The sequence below is a fragment of the Sphingomonas sp. ATCC 31555 genome (genome assembly GCF_000282895.1).
Lineage (GTDB): Bacteria > Pseudomonadota > Alphaproteobacteria > Sphingomonadales > Sphingomonadaceae > Sphingomonas.
In genome coordinates this window covers 1-17,238 of the sequence record NZ_ALBQ01000032.1, presented here as the reverse complement: position 1 = coordinate 17,238, position 17,238 = coordinate 1, and the positions used below count along the sequence as shown (strand labels likewise).

15 protein-coding genes are annotated in these 17,238 nt (G+C 65.9%); 10 read left to right on the top strand and 5 right to left on the bottom strand.

Annotation, left to right across the window (positions count from 1 at the left end; translation table 11 throughout):
• Positions 1-179: 179 nt before the first annotated feature.
• Positions 180-1,424 (bottom strand): threonine ammonia-lyase, encoded by a 1,245-nt coding sequence (locus B215_RS0113780; protein ID WP_019370230.1) that lies wholly within the window; start codon positions 1,422-1,424, stop codon positions 180-182.
• A 58-nt stretch (positions 1,425-1,482) separates the two neighbouring features.
• Here B215_RS0113780 and B215_RS0113775 point away from each other — a divergent pair, with 58 nt between their 5' ends.
• Together B215_RS0113775 and B215_RS0113770 are read left to right on the top strand one after the other, a co-directional pair.
• Positions 1,483-3,138, top strand: coding sequence for an amidohydrolase (locus B215_RS0113775; RefSeq protein ID WP_019370229.1), 1,656 nt, complete (start codon positions 1,483-1,485; stop codon positions 3,136-3,138).
• Between the two features lie 11 nt (positions 3,139-3,149).
• Positions 3,150-3,797: an HPP family protein gene (locus B215_RS0113770; RefSeq protein ID WP_037513783.1), complete on the top strand. Its 648-nt coding sequence runs from the start codon at positions 3,150-3,152 to the stop codon at positions 3,795-3,797.
• Between the two features lie 181 nt (positions 3,798-3,978).
• Here B215_RS0113770 and B215_RS21385 read toward each other — a convergent pair whose 3' ends face one another.
• From B215_RS21385 to B215_RS0113755, 4 genes are all read right to left on the bottom strand, one after another.
• Positions 3,979-4,422: a hypothetical protein gene (locus tag B215_RS21385; RefSeq protein WP_152997780.1), complete on the bottom strand. Its 444-nt coding sequence runs from the start codon at positions 4,420-4,422 to the stop codon at positions 3,979-3,981.
• 246 nt (positions 4,423-4,668) lie between these two features.
• Positions 4,669-5,376, bottom strand: coding sequence for a response regulator transcription factor CtrA (gene ctrA / locus B215_RS0113765; RefSeq protein ID WP_019370227.1), 708 nt, complete (start codon positions 5,374-5,376; stop codon positions 4,669-4,671).
• Between the two features lie 133 nt (positions 5,377-5,509).
• Positions 5,510-6,580 (bottom strand): AI-2E family transporter, encoded by a 1,071-nt coding sequence (locus tag B215_RS0113760; protein ID WP_019370226.1) that lies wholly within the window; start codon positions 6,578-6,580, stop codon positions 5,510-5,512.
• A complete protein-coding gene (locus tag B215_RS0113755; RefSeq protein WP_019370225.1) occupies positions 6,577-7,488 on the bottom strand; it encodes a LysR family transcriptional regulator in 912 nt (303 codons plus the stop codon). Before B215_RS0113755 ends, B215_RS0113760 begins: the two co-directional genes overlap by 4 nt.
• A gap of 115 nt (positions 7,489-7,603) precedes the next feature.
• Here B215_RS0113755 and B215_RS0113750 point away from each other — a divergent pair, with 115 nt between their 5' ends.
• The 8 genes from B215_RS0113750 to B215_RS0113715 all read left to right on the top strand — a co-directional run bounded on the left by B215_RS0113750 (position 7,604) and on the right by B215_RS0113715 (position 17,158).
• Complete coding sequence (locus tag B215_RS0113750; RefSeq protein WP_019370224.1) at positions 7,604-8,302, top strand: pirin family protein; 699 nt, start codon at positions 7,604-7,606, stop codon at positions 8,300-8,302.
• A 59-nt stretch (positions 8,303-8,361) separates the two neighbouring features.
• Positions 8,362-8,964, top strand: coding sequence for an NAD(P)H:quinone oxidoreductase (wrbA, locus tag B215_RS0113745; protein ID WP_019370223.1), 603 nt, complete (start codon positions 8,362-8,364; stop codon positions 8,962-8,964).
• A gap of 82 nt (positions 8,965-9,046) precedes the next feature.
• Positions 9,047-9,703 carry an RluA family pseudouridine synthase gene (locus B215_RS0113740; RefSeq protein ID WP_019370222.1) on the top strand — a complete coding sequence of 219 codons (657 nt, stop codon included), beginning with the start codon at positions 9,047-9,049 and terminating at the stop codon, positions 9,701-9,703.
• Positions 9,696-10,097, top strand: coding sequence for an alternative ribosome rescue aminoacyl-tRNA hydrolase ArfB (gene arfB, locus B215_RS0113735; RefSeq protein ID WP_019370221.1), 402 nt, complete (start codon positions 9,696-9,698; stop codon positions 10,095-10,097). Before B215_RS0113740 ends, arfB begins: the two co-directional genes overlap by 8 nt.
• A gap of 46 nt (positions 10,098-10,143) precedes the next feature.
• The gene (locus tag B215_RS0113730) at positions 10,144-10,626 is read left to right on the top strand and encodes a GAF domain-containing protein (protein ID WP_019370220.1); all 483 of its coding nucleotides are present in this window, start codon (positions 10,144-10,146) and stop codon (positions 10,624-10,626) included.
• A 276-nt stretch (positions 10,627-10,902) separates the two neighbouring features.
• Entirely contained in the window at positions 10,903-13,614 is a 2,712-nt protein-coding gene (locus B215_RS0113725; RefSeq protein WP_019370219.1) for a TonB-dependent receptor, read from the top strand.
• A gap of 65 nt (positions 13,615-13,679) precedes the next feature.
• Positions 13,680-16,013, top strand: coding sequence for an alpha-N-acetylglucosaminidase (locus B215_RS0113720; RefSeq protein WP_019370218.1), 2,334 nt, complete (start codon positions 13,680-13,682; stop codon positions 16,011-16,013).
• On the top strand, positions 16,010-17,158 hold the full coding sequence (locus B215_RS0113715; protein ID WP_019370217.1) for an acyltransferase family protein: 1,149 nt from the start codon (positions 16,010-16,012) through the stop codon (positions 17,156-17,158). Before B215_RS0113720 ends, B215_RS0113715 begins: the two co-directional genes overlap by 4 nt.
• The last annotated feature ends 80 nt before the right edge of the window (positions 17,159-17,238 follow it).

Here is a 17,238-nt window from a genome sequence, read left to right as displayed (position 1 = left end):
GGGGCGCTCCCTGTCCGGGCCCCTCTTCGTCGACTATGGGGGCGGATCGGCATGATGAAAAGCCGCTTTACCATCAAAGAATCGTAACCCTGCCTCCGCAGCTTTCCCGAGTGGCGCGGAACGGGACAGGCCGGGCGCGGCGCTAACCATCCTTGCCGATGGACAGCCGCCGCCATGCCTCAGGCCAGTTCCACCATGCTCACTTCATACTGCGCCCGACGCAGCGCGGTGATCAGCCGGTCGAGATGGTTGCGATCGCGCGTCTCGCACTCGATGTCAGTGATCAGCCCCTTGGCCGGCAGCGAAGTGAACACGCGCTGGTGGTATACCTCGATGATGTTGACGCCCTGTTCGTGGAAGATCCGCGCGACGTGGAACAGCGCGCCCGGCCGGTCCTGCAGCCGGATCCGCAGCCGCGCGAGGCGACCCGAACGGGCGAGGTCGCGCAGCAGCACATTGGCGAGCAGCCGGGTATCGATATTGCCGCCGCACAGGATGGTGCCCACGGTCTTGCCCTTGAACCGCTCCGGCTCGGCGAGCAGCGCCGCGAGACCGGCGGCGCCCGCCCCCTCGACCACGGTCTTCTCGATCTGGAGCAGCAGGCTCACCGCCTCTTCCAGCCGGCGCTCGCCCACCAGCACGATGTCGTCGACCAAGGCCTCGACGATTCGCGCCGTCACGCCGCCGGGATATTTCACCGCGATGCCCTCGGCCAGCGTATCGCCGGCGCAGGGCATCTCGGTATGGTGGATGCGGTTGTACATCGACGGGTACAGTTCCGCCTGCACGCCCAGCACGTCGACCGGCCGGCTCTGCGCCTTGGCGACCACAGCCGCGCCGGAGATCAGCCCGCCGCCGCCGATCGGCACCACCAGCGTGTCGACCTCCGGCACGTCTTCGAGCAGTTCCAGCGTCGCGGTGCCCTGCCCGGCGATCACGCGCGGATCGTCGAACGGGTGGATGAAGGTGAAGCCGCGCTCTGCCTCCAGCTCCCGCGAATGGGCATAGGCGGCGTCGAACGTCTCGCCGTGCAGGACGACATTCGCGCCATGGCCTTCGGTCTGGGTGACCTTCACGATCGGCGTGTTCTTGGGCATGACGATCGTGCTGGGGATGCCCAGCCGGGTCGCGTGATAAGCCAGACCCTGCGCATGGTTGCCGGCGGACGCGGCGATAACGCCCTTGGCCCGCGCCTCGGCATCCAGCTGCAGCAGCGTGTTGAGCGCGCCGCGTTCCTTGTACGCGGCGGTGAACTGCAGATTCTCGAACTTCAGATAGACGTTCGCGCCGGTCAGTTGCGAAAGCGTTCGGCTGTGCAGCGTCGGCGTGCGCACCACCGCGCCCGAAATTCGCTCCGCCGCCGCCCGAATATCGGCGATGGAAACGGGGAGCGAAGCGGGTGCTGGTGCTGCTTTGGTAGCCATAGTCTTCCCGCCTAGACCATCTGGCGCGCGGGGGGAACAGGCCCTATGCCCCTCGCCCATGTTCACCCGCCTCAAGCGGCTCGCCGCCGCCACCGCCCTGCTGTTCGCGCCCGCCGCTCAGGCCGATGGAATCATCGACAATGTCAATGGCATAACGCTGGACGCGAAAGGTGCCGTGGTACGGTTCGAGGCGCTGCAGATCGATCCCTGGGGCAAGGTCGTCGCACTGATCGCCAAGGGGCAGAAGCGGCCGAAACGGCTGGTCTGGCGCGTCGATATGAAGGGCGCGACGCTCGTGCCGGGCATGGTCGATGCGCATGGCCACTTCATGGGCCTCGGCTTCCAGCAGCTTCAGCTCGATCTTTCCGCCACCACCAGCCTCGACGATGCGCTCGCCCGCATCCGCGACCAGGCCGGGCGCGTGCCGGCCAAGTGGATTCTCGGCCGCGGCTGGAACCAGGAAGTGTGGAAGCTCGGGCGTTTCCCCACCGCCGCCGATCTCGATCGCGCGGTGAGCGACCGCCCGGTCTGGCTTGAACGCGTCGACGGCCATGCCGGCTGGGCGAACAGCAAGGCGCTGGAACTCGCCGGCATCACCGCCGCCACCAAAGATCCCGCGGGCGGCCGGATCGAGCGTGACGCCAGCGGCCGCCCCACCGGGGTACTGGTCGACGCCGCGACCGAGCTGGTCGCCAAGGTCGTCCCCCAGTCTACCCCCCGGGAACGCAACGCCGCTTTCCTGGCAGCACAGGAACGTCTCCTCGCGCTCGGCATCACCGCTACGGCGGACATGGGCACCACGGTGGACGATTGGGAAACGATGCGCGGCATGGCCGATATCGGGCAGCTGCGCCTGCGCATCATGAGCTATGCGCATGGCGTGGATACCGCGCTGCGCGTGGCGGGCGCCGGCCCGACGCCCTGGCTCTACAACGACCGGCTGCGAATGGGCGGCATCAAGCTCTATGCCGATGGCGCGCTGGGATCGCGCGGCGCGTGGCTCAAGGCGGATTATGCGGACGCCCCCGGCAACAAGGGCCTCGGCTTCCTGACCGACGATCAGCTGCTCAACCTGATGGCGCGCGGCGCGATGGACAATTTCCAGCTCGCCGTCCACGCGATCGGCGACCGCGCCAACCAACAGGTTCTCGATGCGATCGAAATCCTGTCCGAAACCTACAAGGGCGATCGGCGCTGGCGGATCGAACACGCTCAGATCATCGACCCCAAGGATTTGCCGCGCTTCGCCAAGTTCGGCACGATCGCCTCGATGCAGCCGGTCCACCAGACGAGCGACCGGACGATGGCCGAAGCGCGGCTGGGGCCGGACCGGCTGGCCGGCGCATATGCCTGGCAGACGATGCTGCGCGACGGCTCGCGACTGGCGTTCGGTTCGGACTATCCGGTCGAGAGCCCCGATCCCTGGGCCGGCTGGGCGGCGGCGTTCACGCGCGAGGATGCGCAAGGAAACCCGCCGGGCGGCTGGCGCCCGGAAGAGAAGCTGAGCCGCGAACAGGCCTGGGCCGGCTTCACCATCGGCGGCGCCTATGCGGGTTTCGGTGAAGACAAGTTCGGCCGGCTCGCCCCCGGACTCTGGGCCGATTTCCTGGTCCTCGACCGCGACCCGCTGACCGCCTCGCCCGCCGAACTGCGGGCCGTAAAGGTCGTGGAAACCTGGGTCGCCGGCCAGCGTGCCTGGGTGGCGAAGAAGTAGGGAGCGTTTCGATGTTCCGGTTGCGAATGGCCGGCGCGCAGTGGCGCGACCGGATCGGCGGCGCAATCGGCGGGGCGATCGGCATCGGCCTCACCGCCTGGCTCTCGGCGCTGCTGGGTTTCGACCAGGCCAGCGCTATCCTGCTCGCCGCACCGATCGGCGCTTCGGCGGTGCTGGTGTTCGCAGTGCCCTCCAGCCCCCTTGCCCAGCCCTGGCGGGTAATCGGCGGCAATGTGGTTTCCGCGCTGGCCGGCACGCTGGTCGCGCAGTGGCTGGGGCATGGCGCGCTGGCGGCCGGTGTCGCCGTGGGCCTGGCCATCGCCCTCATGTCTGCCACCGGCAGCCTGCACCCGCCCGGCGGCGGCACCGCGCTGCTCCCCGTGCTCGCGCCCGCCGTTCTGGCGCAGGGCTATGCCTTCGCGTTCCTGCCCGTCGGGCTGAACGCCATGCTGCTGACCGCCACAGGACTGCTGGTCCACCGCGTCACCGGCCACAGCTATCCGCACCGGGTGCGCCCCGCCCCGCCCGCGCGGGGCCTGCTGCCCGAGGACGTCGACGCGGCGCTGGCGGAAGCGGGCGAAGCCTTCGACGTCAGCCGCGAAGACTTGCTGGCGCTGCTGGCGCGGGCGGAAAGCCATGCGGCTGCGCGGCAGCGTTAGGGGCAGACGACGGCTTGCGCCCAAAGTCGGCCATTCCGCACCCCGCGCCGCTGCCAGCAAGCGGACGCCCCTTCAGCTTGCGCCGAGTGGTTGGCACGCGTGATCCTGCTTGTTCAGAGCGATTGCCGCACGCCCAACGGGCGCCAGTCTTCAACTTGCCCAATGCGCCTGAATGATATTCCTATTGCGCTCTAGGTAAGCGCGGCCAAGGTCCTTGAAAGTTGAAATTGAACAACGTTGGCCTTCCTTCATGCCATTTTAGCACTGCCGCCGCTCCGGAGTAGCGCGAGCGTTCAGTCCCTTGAGACTGGTATTGGCATATCCAGTTGACCGTGTACGTGGGAATGGCCGCATCGCTACGCATTACCGATCCTACATCGCAGGACTTTATGGCACGTAATGCGGCTTCGAGCGTGAAGCGATCAGGTCCACGCAAGCCATGAAAATCGTCGAAATCCGGATCTGTCCTCACCTCGGCTGCAATTCTCGCGCGCATTTCCAACTCATTCTTTGAAATGATCGCCGCAGCTGCAGCAGCCATCGCGTCGCTTTCTGGAGACTTGGCCGGCCCACTCAAAGTGGGATGAGATTGAATGGCGACTGATAGCGCCAGAAAGGTCAACATCCGCGCCCCCTGCAGGTTCGAGCTCGGACATAGCGAGCCTAGAACGCGAGAGATAGCTGAACCACGTCCGCAATCTTGAATGCTCTCCCGAACGCCCCCCGTCAGCAGCCCATCAAATTCCAAAAGCTCCGCCACTGGCAAAACATGGCAGGTCCAGCGTCCCCTGTGCGCCCACATGCCGAACAAAAAAAACCGCCGTCACTCGGGGCGTGACGACGGCTTTATTTGCCTGCGTGAAATTCGCGGTCAGGCGACCTGGGTATCCGCCTGCAGCGCCTCATCCGGCTCGCGCAGCACATAGCCGCGGCCCCAGACGGTCTCGATATAATTGTCGCCATCGCATGCCATGCTCAGCTTCTTGCGCAGCTTGCAGATGAACACGTCGATGATCTTCAGTTCCGGTTCGTCCATCCCGCCATAGAGATGGTTGAGGAACATTTCCTTGGTGAGCGTCGTGCCCTTGCGAAGCGAGAGCAGCTCCAGCATCGCATATTCCTTGCCGGTCAGGTGGACGCGGGCGCCATCGACCTCGACGGTCTTGGCGTCCAGGTTCACCGCCAGCTTGCCGGTGCGGATCACCGACTGCGAATGGCCCTTGGAACGGCGCACGACCGCATGGATGCGGGCAACCAGTTCGTCGCGGTGGAACGGCTTGGTCACGTAATCGTCCGCGCCGAAGCCGAACGAACGAACCTTCGAATCCATTTCGTTGATGCCGGAAAGGATCAGCACCGGGGTCTGCACCCGCGCGGTGCGGACCTTCTTGAGCACGTCATAGCCGTGCATATCCGGAAGGTTCAGGTCGAGCAGGATGATATCGTAATCATACAGCTTGGCCAGATCGAGCCCTTCCTCGCCCAGGTCGGTCGTATAGACGTTGAAGCCCTCGCCCGTAAGGATCAGCTCGATCGCCTTGGCTGTGCTTGGTTCGTCTTCGATCAGCAGCACGCGCATTGCCGGTTCCCCTGTCCACACCACACGGCGGAGCCCCGATGCCCGACGCGCTGGACGATTCATTAACCTAAACGTCAATGAAGCCGAAAGGTTAATTTCTCGTAAGTTGAGGACCGCTGGCGCCCCGGGAAATCTACGGTGCGGGTTCGGACGGAGGCGGCGGCGCAGGCTGTCGATCGTCGATTTCTTCTCCCAGCACTTCGCGCAGATACAGGCTCCGCACCAGCGTGAAGATCACCACCAGCAGCGCTGCCGAGAAGAACAGCCCGAACAGGCCGAAAACAAAGCCGATACCGATGATCGAGAACAGCGTCACCGCCGGCGGAATCGCGATCACCCGGCTCTGCACGACCGGCGTCAGGAAATTGGTCTGGATGATCCGCACGCCGGCAAAGACGAGCAGGCACCCGATCAGGGCGCCACTACCCCCTGTAGCCGCAAGACCCAGCGCGGGCAGCATCGCAGCGGCAGGCCCGACATAAGGGATGAATTCGCTGAGGCCGGCCAGCAGTCCGAGCGCCGCCGGTGAGGGCACACCAGCGATCCATAGGCCCAACCCCACCAGCAGCCCCATGCTGGTCATCAGGATCAGCTGCGTGCGCAGCCACAGCCGCAGCGTGGTGCCGACATCTGCCAGCGCATCGCCGACCGCGTCGCGCTGGCGCCCCTTGGGCACCAGCAACAGCAGCCCGCGCAGATACACGCCCGGATCAGCCGCGATGAACAGCGCGCCGACCAGTAGCAACACGGCATTGAGGAACAACTCGAACGAACCCAGCGCGAAGCCGCTGGCATCGCGCGCGATGCGCGAGCCCGCGAACGCCGCTTCGGCGGCATCATAGAGTTTGGCGGCCACCGGGCTGCCCTGTGCCCATTCCTTCAGGCGCACCACCAGTTGCGGTATCGAGCGGACCAGCGCTTCGATCTGCGGGCCGAACTGCACCGCGAACAGCCAGACGAGGAACAGGATCGCCGCCAGCACCGTCAGCATCGCCCCCGGCACCGACCAGCGCCTCGCCAGACCGAGCTGGATATAGCGATCGGCGATGGCGCGGATCACCACCGCGCCGAGCACGGCGCCAAAGGTGAGGATCAGCAGGTCGGCAGCGCGCACCAGCGCCACCACCACCGCGCCGACGGTAAGCAGGATAAGGACGCGGCGGATGAACCGCGCGTCGGCATCATCGGGAACCAGCCGCTTCACGATGCCCGAACGCAGAGGGTGCGCAACCGCTCCGTCAGGAAGTCGATCAGCGTTTCCACCCGCACCGGCCGGCGCGATCCGGGCGGGGTAACGAGGTGCAGCCCCACCGATCCGGATACCCAATCGGTCAATACCGCCTCCAGCCGGCCAGCGGCTATATCCTCGTCCACCAGGAAGCCCGGCAATCGCGCGACCCCCAGCCCCGCGCGGAGCGCCGGCAGCATCGCATCCCCATTGTCGGTGCGCATCGGCCCATCCACCCGGACCGCCGCCTCTTCGCCGCCGGCCTTGCGGAACCGCCAGACGCCCGGCGTCGCGGTGTTGGTGTAGACGAAGCAGGCATGGCGGGCGAGGTCCGCCGGATGCTGCGGTCGCCCGTGCCGCTCGAAATAATCGGGCGCGGCGACGACATGAATGCTGATCGGGCCCAGCCGCCGGGCACGTAGCGAGCTGTCCGGCAGCTCGGCGATTCGCAGCGCCACGTCGATCCCCTCGCCGACGATGTCGACGAACGCGTCAGACAAGGTCAGTTCCACCTTGATGCCCGGATTGGCCGTCATGAACTCCGCGAGCAGCGTCGCGAGGTGCCGCGTGCCGAAGGTGAGCGGTGCGGCGAGCCGAACAACGCCGGAAGGCGCGCTGGCCGATTCGAATGCAGCCTCCTCCGCCGATTGCCCTTCTTCCAGGATGCGCTGGGCATGTTCGGCAAGCTGCTGGCCGCTGTCGGTCAGCGTCAGCCGGCGGGACGTGCGGTGGAACAGCGTGGTGCCCAGCCGCTCCTCCAGCCGCGTGATTGCCTTGGAAATCGTTGCCTTCGACATGCCGAGCGCCGCCGCCGCACCGCTGAACGATCGGTGTTCCACCACGCTCGCGAACATCGCCCAGGCTTCGAAATCGGGTAGCTTCATCGTCGCGCCTCCGCCGCGACGACCTTCATATCACGAAACGATCAGTTTCCAACGTTTCCGTTTACGCGACAATCATCCGGCCTATCTTGGCGTCAACAACCAAGGGAGATCAGCGATGATCGACAAACGTAGTTTCGAAAGCCTGGGCGGCGCCGATCATGGCTGGCTCAAGGCCAAGCACCACTTCAGCTTCGCCAGCTATTACGATCCCGCGCGCATGGGCTGGGGCGTGATCCGGGTTTGGAACGATGATGAAATCGCGCCGAATTCCGGTTTCCCGCCGCATCCGCACCAGGACATGGAGATCATCACCTATGTCCGCTCGGGCGCGATCACCCATCAGGACTCGATGGGCAACAAGGGCCGCACCGAAGCCGGCGACGTGCAGGTGATGAGCGCGGGCAGCGGCGTGCGGCACGCGGAATACAATCTGGAACCGGAGACCACCCGGATCTTCCAGATCTGGATCCTCCCGCGCGAACGCGGCGGCCAACCGAGCTGGGGCGCGAAACCCTTTCCCAAGGACGATCGTTCGGGTCGCTTCGTCACGCTCGCCTCGGGGTTCGCCGAGGACAAGGATGCGCTGCCGATCCGCGCCGATGCCCGCGTGCTGGGCGCGACACTCAAGGCGGGCGAAAGCGTCACCCACAGCGTGGGTGCGGGTCGCCACGCCTATCTGGTGCCGGCGGCCGGTGCGATCACCCTGGACGGCGATCGCGTCGATGCCCGCGACGGCGCCGCGCTGGCCGGTGGCACGACGGTGACGATCACCGCGATCGAAGATGCGGAGATCGTCCTGGTCGACGCCGATTGAACTTCCCGGGGGCGGCGACCCCGCCCCTTCCCTTCCCTTCCCGAGAAAGGACCGCAACCATGACCAAGATCCTCGTTCTTTATTATTCCTCCTATGGTCACATCGCGCAGATGGCCGAAGCGGTGGCCGAAGGCGCCCGCAGCGCCGGCGCCGACGTCGACGTCCGTCGCGTAGCCGAAACCGCGCCCGCCGAGGTGGCCAAGGCCGCCGGCTTCCGCATCGACGACAGCCACCCGCTTCTCGATGATGTGAACCAGCTCGCCCAGTATGACGGCATCATCGTCGGCAGCCCCACCCGCTTCGGCCGCATGGCCAGCCAGATGGCCGCGTTTTGGGACAAGGCCGGCGGCGTCTGGTTCCAGGGGCAGCTGAACGGCAAGGTCGGCGCGGCCTTTACCTCCACGGCCTCGCAGCATGGCGGCCAGGAAACCACGCTGTTCTCGATTCTCACCAACCTGCTGCACTTCGGCATGACGATCGTGGGGCTCGATTACGGCTTCCAGGGCCAGGCCGGTGTGGACGAAGTAAAGGGCGGATCGCCCTATGGCGCCACCACCATCGCCGATGGCGACGGCAGCCGCCAGCCGAGCGCAGTCGAGCTGGAAGGCGCCCGCTACCAGGGCCGCCGCGTCGCCGAGACGGCCGCCAAGCTGAAGGCGTAAGCCATGGGTGCCCCTCCCGCCCGCGGGAGGGGCTTCTCGCATCCGGGCTCGCGCATTTTGCGAAGCGCGCTATATCCGCCCCATGTTCCAGGACCGGGTACTCTTCATCGACGGCGAAGCGCTGATCATCGACAAGCCGGCGGGCCTCCCCGTCGATCGCCCGCGCGACCGCAGCGAGAGTCTGGAGGATCTGCTCGACCAGCTGACCTTCGGCTTCCAGCGCCTGCCCGTCCCCGTCCACCGGCTCGACCGCGACACCAGCGGCTGCCTGCTGCTCGCCCGCAATCCCAAGGCGATGAAGCGCTTCGGTCAGGCCTTCGAAGCCGGCCAGGTCACCAAGCGCTATGTCGCGATCCTCGACGGCGTGCCCGAAACCGAAAGCGGCGAGATCGACCTGCCGCTCGGCAAGGTATCGACGATCGAAGAAGGCTGGCGGATGACGCACGATCCGAAAGGCAAACGCGCCCGCACCCGCTGGAAGCGGATGGAGGTGCACGACGGCCGCGCGCTGGTCGCATTCTATCCCGAGACCGGGCGCACCCACCAGATTCGCGTCCACGCGCTCGAAGGCATCGGCATCCCCATCGTCGGCGATCCCGTCTATGGCAGCGGCGGCCCCGCACTGATGCTGCATGCCCAGTCCATCACCCTGCCCCGCCCCGGCAAGCCCGACGTGCACGGCGACGCGCCATTGCCGGCACGCTTCCACCATATCGGCTTCGGCCGCTCGCATGGCTGAGATCCCAGACGAGGCGATCGTCGAGGAAAAGTTCCTCGCGGCGACCGGCCCCGGCGGGCAGAACGTCAACAAGGTGGCGACCGCGGTGCAGCTGCGGGTCGACGGCTTCAAGCTGGGCCTGTCCCCCTATGCCTATGAACGGCTGAAGGAACTGGCCGGGACGCGGATGACGTCGGCGGGCGAGCTGCTGATCACCGCGCGCCAGTATCGCACCCAGGACGCCAACCGCACCGATGCGCGCCAGCGCCTGTCCGAGCTGATCGACAAGGCGCACGAACGACAGGCGCGGCGCATCAAGACCAAGCCGAGCAAGGCCGCCAAAGCGAGGCGGGTGGATGCCAAGAAAGGCCGTTCAGCGGTGAAAGCCGGCCGCGGCAAGGTTTCGTTCGACTGACGCCTCCCCTCTCGCGCACGGCGCCGGGATCCCCTACATCGCCGGCATGTACAGCTTCGACATCACTGCCGACACCAAGGCCGAGCTCTATAGCGACCTCGCCGCCGCGCTCGATTCGCTGACCGCCGACGAGCCCGATCCGATCGCCAACATGGCGAACGTCTCCGCGCTGATCGGCCAGTATCTGCCCGATCTCAACTGGGCCGGCTTCTACCGCAATGTGGCGGATGAGCTGGTTCTAGGGCCTTTCCAGGGGAAGGCCGCATGCATCCGCATTCCGTTCGGCAAAGGCGTGTGCGGCGCGGCCGCGGCGACGCGTGAGACGCAGCTGGTGGAAGACGTGCACGCCTTCCCCGGCCACATTGCCTGCGATGCGGCAAGCCGTTCGGAACTGGTGGTACCAATTGTACACCAAGGCCGCTTGTTGGGCGTGCTGGACCTGGACAGTCCACTTCCCGCCCGATTCGACGCGGGCGACGCCGCCGGTTGCGAAGCGCTGATGCGGATTCTGGCGCCCCGTCTGGCCTGAACACAGAACCTTTCTGCTCACTACGTCATTTGCCCCCCGGCCCGTCGGGCGTCGGGGCGGCAACCTTTACGCTTTTTTGACAACGAGTTGACGGTGGAATTGCAGCAGCTGTCTGGCAAAGAGGTATTACCACCCTTTGTTTTTGTATTGAATTGGCCTTGACATAATAAGACCGATAGCAACCAATGCCAGTCCGCAGAGCGGAAGAGATGTGCCACGGGAGGGCGCACCGACGCACTGCAACGATCCGGCACCAGGCCAGCATTGGGGGTTATCATGCAGAAATCGGATAGCGTCACGGCGTCCACGCGTCGCCACGTCAGGGCGCTTTGGCTCGCATCGGGATGCGTCGCTGCGCTGGGTTTTGCCAGCACCGCACAAGCTCAGACGGACACTGAAGCCGCGCCGCAGGAAGGCGTGGAAATCGTCGTCAACGGCATTCGGGCATCGATCGATAACGCGATCGACGCCAAGCGCCGCGACACGCGCGTTACCGACGGCATTTCGGCGGAAGATCTCGGCAAGTTTCCCAGCGAGAACATCACCGAGGCGATCCAGCGCATCTCGGGCGTGCAGATGTCGAACATCAACGGCCGCGGCGCCACGATCAGCATCCGCGGCCTGGGCCCGCAATATGCGATGACGACGGTAAATGGCCAGACCTTCAAGAGCGCCGACTTCACCGACGGCTTCCGCTACGACATCATCCAGACCGAACTCGCCAACGCGATCCAGGTGATCAAGTCACCCACCGCAGACATGGATGCGGGCGGCCTTTCCGGCACGGTGAACATCCAGACGACCAAGCCGCTCGATCATAAGGATCGGCAGCTGGTGCTCGCGGTGAAGGGCCAGAACTCCGAATATGCCGGCGGCAGGATCACGCCGAAGATCAGCGGCAGCTATGTCGACCAGCTCGCGGACGGCACGCTCGGCGTGTACGTCAACCTAGGCTATCAGAAGCTGAAGGACCGCGCCGACTATTTCTGGATGGATCGCTGGGCCACCCAGACGATCGCCGGCGCCACCACCTATGTGCCACGCCGCCCGCGCTACCGCCGCATCGATCGCGAAACCGAGCGCCTGATGGGCAGCGGCGGCCTACAGTGGCGGCCGAGCGACCGCATCGAGATCGACGCCAGCGCGATCTACGCCAAGGACATCACCGACTATGACGTGAACCAGCAGGTGTTCCTTTTCAACACCGCCCGGATCGCGGCAAGCAACGTCATCGGCGACGTCGCAACCAAAGCTACCGCAACCAATTTCACGCTGGAGAACAATCGCCAGCACGAGGATCGCGATCTCGTCAGCCAGGGCTATACCTTGTCGGGAAAATGGACCGGCGAGAATGGCTGGTCGGCACGCACAGTGCTCAACTACACCAAGGGCAGCAGCTATCAGCGCGAAGCCGCCGCGATCCTGGGCGTGAACATCCCCACCGCGACGATCGACTTCAGCGACTGGAAGTCGGTGAAGTATAGCGTCGGGACGGATCTGTCGAACCCCGCGCTATATGCGCCGGCAACGCTCAGCCGCAACGAATACCCGAACGGCGCCACGCGCAAGATGGCGTCGAGCGAAAGCTCGGCACAGGCGGACCTGTACAAGGAAGTCGCGCTCGGCCCGATCAACCAGCTCAGCATCGGCGCGAAGTACCGGCACGAGATCTTCAACCGCGACGTCAGCCGCCACGACATGATCGCGCTGCTGTCGCGCCAGCCGGCTCCCTCCAGCCCGATCTTCCCGGCGATGGCCGCCAACAACTATGCAGTCGGCGGCTTCCTCAACGGCGATTCGGGCATTCCCGGCGCGTGGATCGGTCCGGACCTCGGCGCCTATGACAAGGCACTCGCGGCGGCAGGCATCACCGTGCCGGACATCGCCGCCCCCGAAGCCAGCTACCATGTCGATCGCTTCATGCCTTCGGCCTATGCGATGGCCGGCATCGACACCCGGCTTGGCGACATGACGCTGCGCGGCAATATCGGCGTGCGCTACGAGCACACCAAGCAGAAGGTGAAGGGCAATATCACTGCGCCCCGCACCGATGGGTACACCGAAGTGCAGCGCAAGATCGGTGACTATGCGATCGAGCAGAGCTACGACAACTTCCTGCCCAGCTTGAACCTGGTACTGGAGCCGACCAGCACGCTGCAGGTCCGCTTCGCCGCGGCCAAGGTGCTGGTCCGTCCGATCATGGATTCGAATACGTCCATGGCGCAGACCACCAGCAGCTCGCCCAATACCTTCCCGGTGGGCACCAGCACGATCACCGTCGATCTGGGGCAGGCATCGCTCAAGCCGCTCACTGCCGACCAGCTCGATCTCGGCGTCGAATGGTACTTCACCCGATCGAGCGCGATCGCGATCAACGGCTTCTACAAGTGGATCAAGAACGGAACCTTCTCGTCGCTGATCTGCCCGTCGTCGTTCAACGGCACGGCGCTGACCAGCTTGGGCAATGATTGCGTCGATGCCCGGGGCAACATCTACGACATCACCGAAACCCGCAACGATCCCAGCACCATCAAGGTGAAGGGCTTCGAAGTGAGCTGGAACCAGTCGTTCGATCGCCTGCTGCCGGTGGACGGCTTCGGCATCCTCGCCAACCTGACGCGCGTTTATCCGCAAAAGGTGGCGATCGGCACCGGCTTCACCATCCGCAACCTCTCGAAGGTGACGTGGAACGTCTCGCCCTATTGGGAGAACGAACACTTCAACATCCGCCTCTCGGTGAACCACCGCAGCAGCTACGAACAGAACAGCGCAGACAGCTTCTTCGCACGGGAGGGCCACACCGTGCGCGGCCGCACCCAGTTCGACCTGAGCGGCGGCTATTCGCCGAACAGCTGGCTCAGCTTTGCGGCGGGCGTGATCAATCTCAACAACAGCCGCGAACAGGCCTATTTCCGCAACACCGACGTGTGGCAGGAAAGCAGCTTCTACGGCCGTAGCTTCTACCTGTCGGCCACGCTGAAGATGTAAGACTCGGCCCCGGGGACGGCACCCAGCCGCCCCCGGGGCAATTTCGTGCTTCTGGAGTATTCGCCTTGGCCGATTCCGCCGCCCGCCGTCTCCGCTTCCTCGGTCCGGTTTCGGCCGGTCTCGCCCTTGCAGCGCCGGCCGCTGCTCAGCCGGCCCGTCTGGCCCCCGCCGCTGCACCGCAGCCGGCGACCGCCGCAGCCCGTGCCGTCCTCACCCGGCTCGGTGTGGATACCGCTCGCATTGATCTGGCGCTGGTCCCCGGCGCCACCCCGACATTCCGCGCCCGAACCGCCGCCGGCCGTCTGCGCGTCGAAGGCTCCTCGCCGGTCGCGCTGGTGCGCGGCGCCGCCCGATATCTGGGCGCACAGGGTAGCCTGGCCGTTTCCTGGGAAGGTGTGCGCAGCCGCCCGCTGGTGCTCCGGGACGGCTATGACAGCGGCGTCGTCGCCTCTTCCTTCTCGCTGCGCACCTATCTGAACACCTGCACCTATGGCTACACCACGCCCTGGTGGAACTGGGGGCGCTGGGAACGCGAGATCGACTGGATGGCAGCGCACGGCGTCGACACGCCGCTCGCGATGGAAGGCCAGGAGCATGTCTGGCGGGCGCTGTGGCGCGAGCAGGGCATGAACGACGCACAGATCGCCGCCGGTCTCTCCGCCGCACCCTTCCTGCCGTGGCAACGCATGGGCAACATCGCCGGCTATCGCGCGCCGCTCTCGGCCAACTGGATCGAGAAGAAGCGTGTCCTGCAGCGCCAGATCCTCGGGCGGATGCGGTCGCTGGGCATGAAGCCGATCCTGCCGGCCTTCTCCGGCTATGTGCCCGAGGCGTTCGCCAAGGCGCACCCTGACGCCAAAATCTACCGGATGCGGCAGTGGGAAGGCTTCCCCGGCACCTATTGGCTCGATCCCTCCGATCCGCTGTTCGCCAAGCTCGCCGCGCGCTTCCTGCAACTCTACACGGCGACCTATGGTCCCGGCGAATATTACCTCGCCGACGCCTTCAACGAGATGGTGCCGCCGATCGCCGAGGACGGCAGCGACGCCCGCGCCGCCACCTATGGCGACGCCATCGCCAACACCGCCGCCACCCGCGCCGCCGCTCTCCCGAAGGAGGTGCGCGATGCCCGGCTCGCAGCCTATGGCGAGCGCCTCTATCGCTCGATCACCGCGGCCGCGCCGAACGCGACCTGGGTGATGCAGGGCTGGCTATTCGGCGCCGACAAGGCGTTCTGGACGCCGGACGCGATTGCGGCCTTCCTGTCGAAAGTGCCGGACGAGCGCATGCTGATCCTCGACATCGGCAATGATCGCTATCCCGGCATCTGGAACGCGACCAAGGCCTTCTACGGCAAGGGCTGGGCGTACGGCTATGTTCACAATTACGGCGGCAGCAACCCGGTCTATGGCGACCTGAATTTCTACCGCAGCGACATGACCGCCGCCCTCGCCAATCCCGGCCATGGCCGGATGCGCGGCTTCGGCCTGTTTCCCGAAGGCCTGCACAACAACAGCATCGCCTATGCCTATGCCTATGATCTCGCCTGGGGCGAAATCGACGCGGAGGGCAAGGCGCGCCCGCTGGACGCCTGGCTCGGCGACTACACCAAGAGCCGCTACGGAAAGACCTCGCCCGCGCTGGTCACTGCATGGGGACAGGCGATCGCCGGCGCCTATTCCACGCGCTACTGGACGCCGCGCTGGTGGCACGAGCAGGCCGGCGCCTATCTGCTATTCAAGTTCCCCAGCCTCGATGGCGCGAACTATCCCGCCGCGCCGGGCGACGCCGCCGCGCTGCGCGCCGGTATCGACGCGCTGCTGACCCAGGCTCCGGGCTATGCGGGCGAACCGCTCTACACCTATGACGCGGTCGATCTCGTCCGCCACTATGCCAGTCTGAAGCTCGACGAGCGTCTCAAGACCGCCGTCGCGGCCTATAAGGCCGGGGACCTGGCCGCCGGCGACAGCGCCACCGCTGCTGCCGAACGGCTCGCCAAGGGCATCGACGCACTCGCCGGGAACCAGCAGGAAACGCTAGGCAGTTGGCTCGCGGACGCAGCAGCCTATGGAGACACGCCGGCCGAGAAGGCGGCGTTCGTCGAGCAGGCGAAGGCGATTGTCACCGTCTGGGGAGGAACGGGCCACTTGTCCGACTATGCCTCGCGTGCATGGCAGGGCCTGTATGCCGGCTATTACTGGCCCCGTTGGCAGCGGTTCCTGGCTGCCCAGCGTGCCGCGGCCGTCGCGCACACGCCCTTCGACGCAGCCGCCACGGCGAAGGCTGTCCGCGACTGGCAGGCCGCCTGGCTGAAGGATGGCCGGATGTGGCGGAGGTCGCGCCCAGCGGCACCGCTCACCCTCGCCCGCACGGTCCTCGCGGAAAGCGACGCCAAATGACGGAAACGCAGGCAAAAACCGTCGCCGCCCTCGCGGGGAAGCCGCGCTTTCTCGCGCTGGACGTGTTTCGCGGTGCCACGATCTTCCTGATGATCCTGGTCAACACCTCGGGGCCGGGTGCCGAGCCCTATCCGCAGCTGGTCCATGCCAAATGGTTCGGCTTTACCCTCGCGGACCTGGTGTTCCCCACCTTCCTGTTCGCGATGGGCAATGCGATGAGCTTCGCCCTGCGCAAGCCGGTGGCGACCGGGCCCTACCTCGCCAAGCTGTTCCGGCGCGGCGCGGTCATCTTCGTGCTCGGCTATTTGATGTACTGGTTCCCGTTCGTCGAGCAGGGGGCGAATGGCTGGGAATGGAAGCCCTTCGCACTCACCCGCGTGCCGGGCGTGCTCCAGCGCCTGGCGCTCTGCTATGTGCTGGCGGGCCTGCTGATCCGCTGGCTCCGGCCGCGGCAGCTGCTGCTCGCGGGCATGGCGATGCTGCTCGGCTACTGGACGATCCTGCTCGCCTTCAGTCCGCCGGGCATGGCCTACGACAAATACGCCAATATCGGTACGCAGATCGATCTGTGGCTGCTCGGTCCCGGGCATCTCTACAAGAAGGATGGAGGCTTCGATCCCGAAGGGTTGCTCGGCACGCTGCCTGCCACCGTCAACGTGATCGCCGGCTATCTGGCCGGCTTTGCCATCGTGCGGAGCGGCGACCTTGGCCGCACCGTGCGGCGCATGGCCGTGATCGGCGGCCTGCTGGTCCTCGCCGGGCTTGCCTGGTCGCCCTGGTTTCCCATCGCGAAGAAGCTGTGGACCGGCTCCTATGTGCTGCTCACCGTCGGGTTCGACCTGCTGCTGCTCAGCGGCACGATCGCGCTGATCGAGCTGGCCGGTTTCAGGCGCGGCAGCCGCTTCTTCACCATTCTCGGCCGCAATCCCCTGGCGATCTATCTCTTCTCCGAACTGTTCGTCACCATCCTCCACCTGATTCCCGCATCGGACAAGGACAGCAGCTATGAAGCCGCCGGCGTCGACGTGTTTCAGGCGATAGCACCGGGCCCGCTTGGCGCGCTGCTCTGCGCCTTTGCCTATACGATGCTGTGCTGGGCAGTCGGTTGGTGGATGGATCGCAAGGGCTGGATCCTGAAGGCGTGAGCCGCATCGGCCGTCTGGCGAAGCTCCGCGGAACCGGCTAGAGCGGATTTCGACCGCACTGAATCGGTGAGGGATTCCCA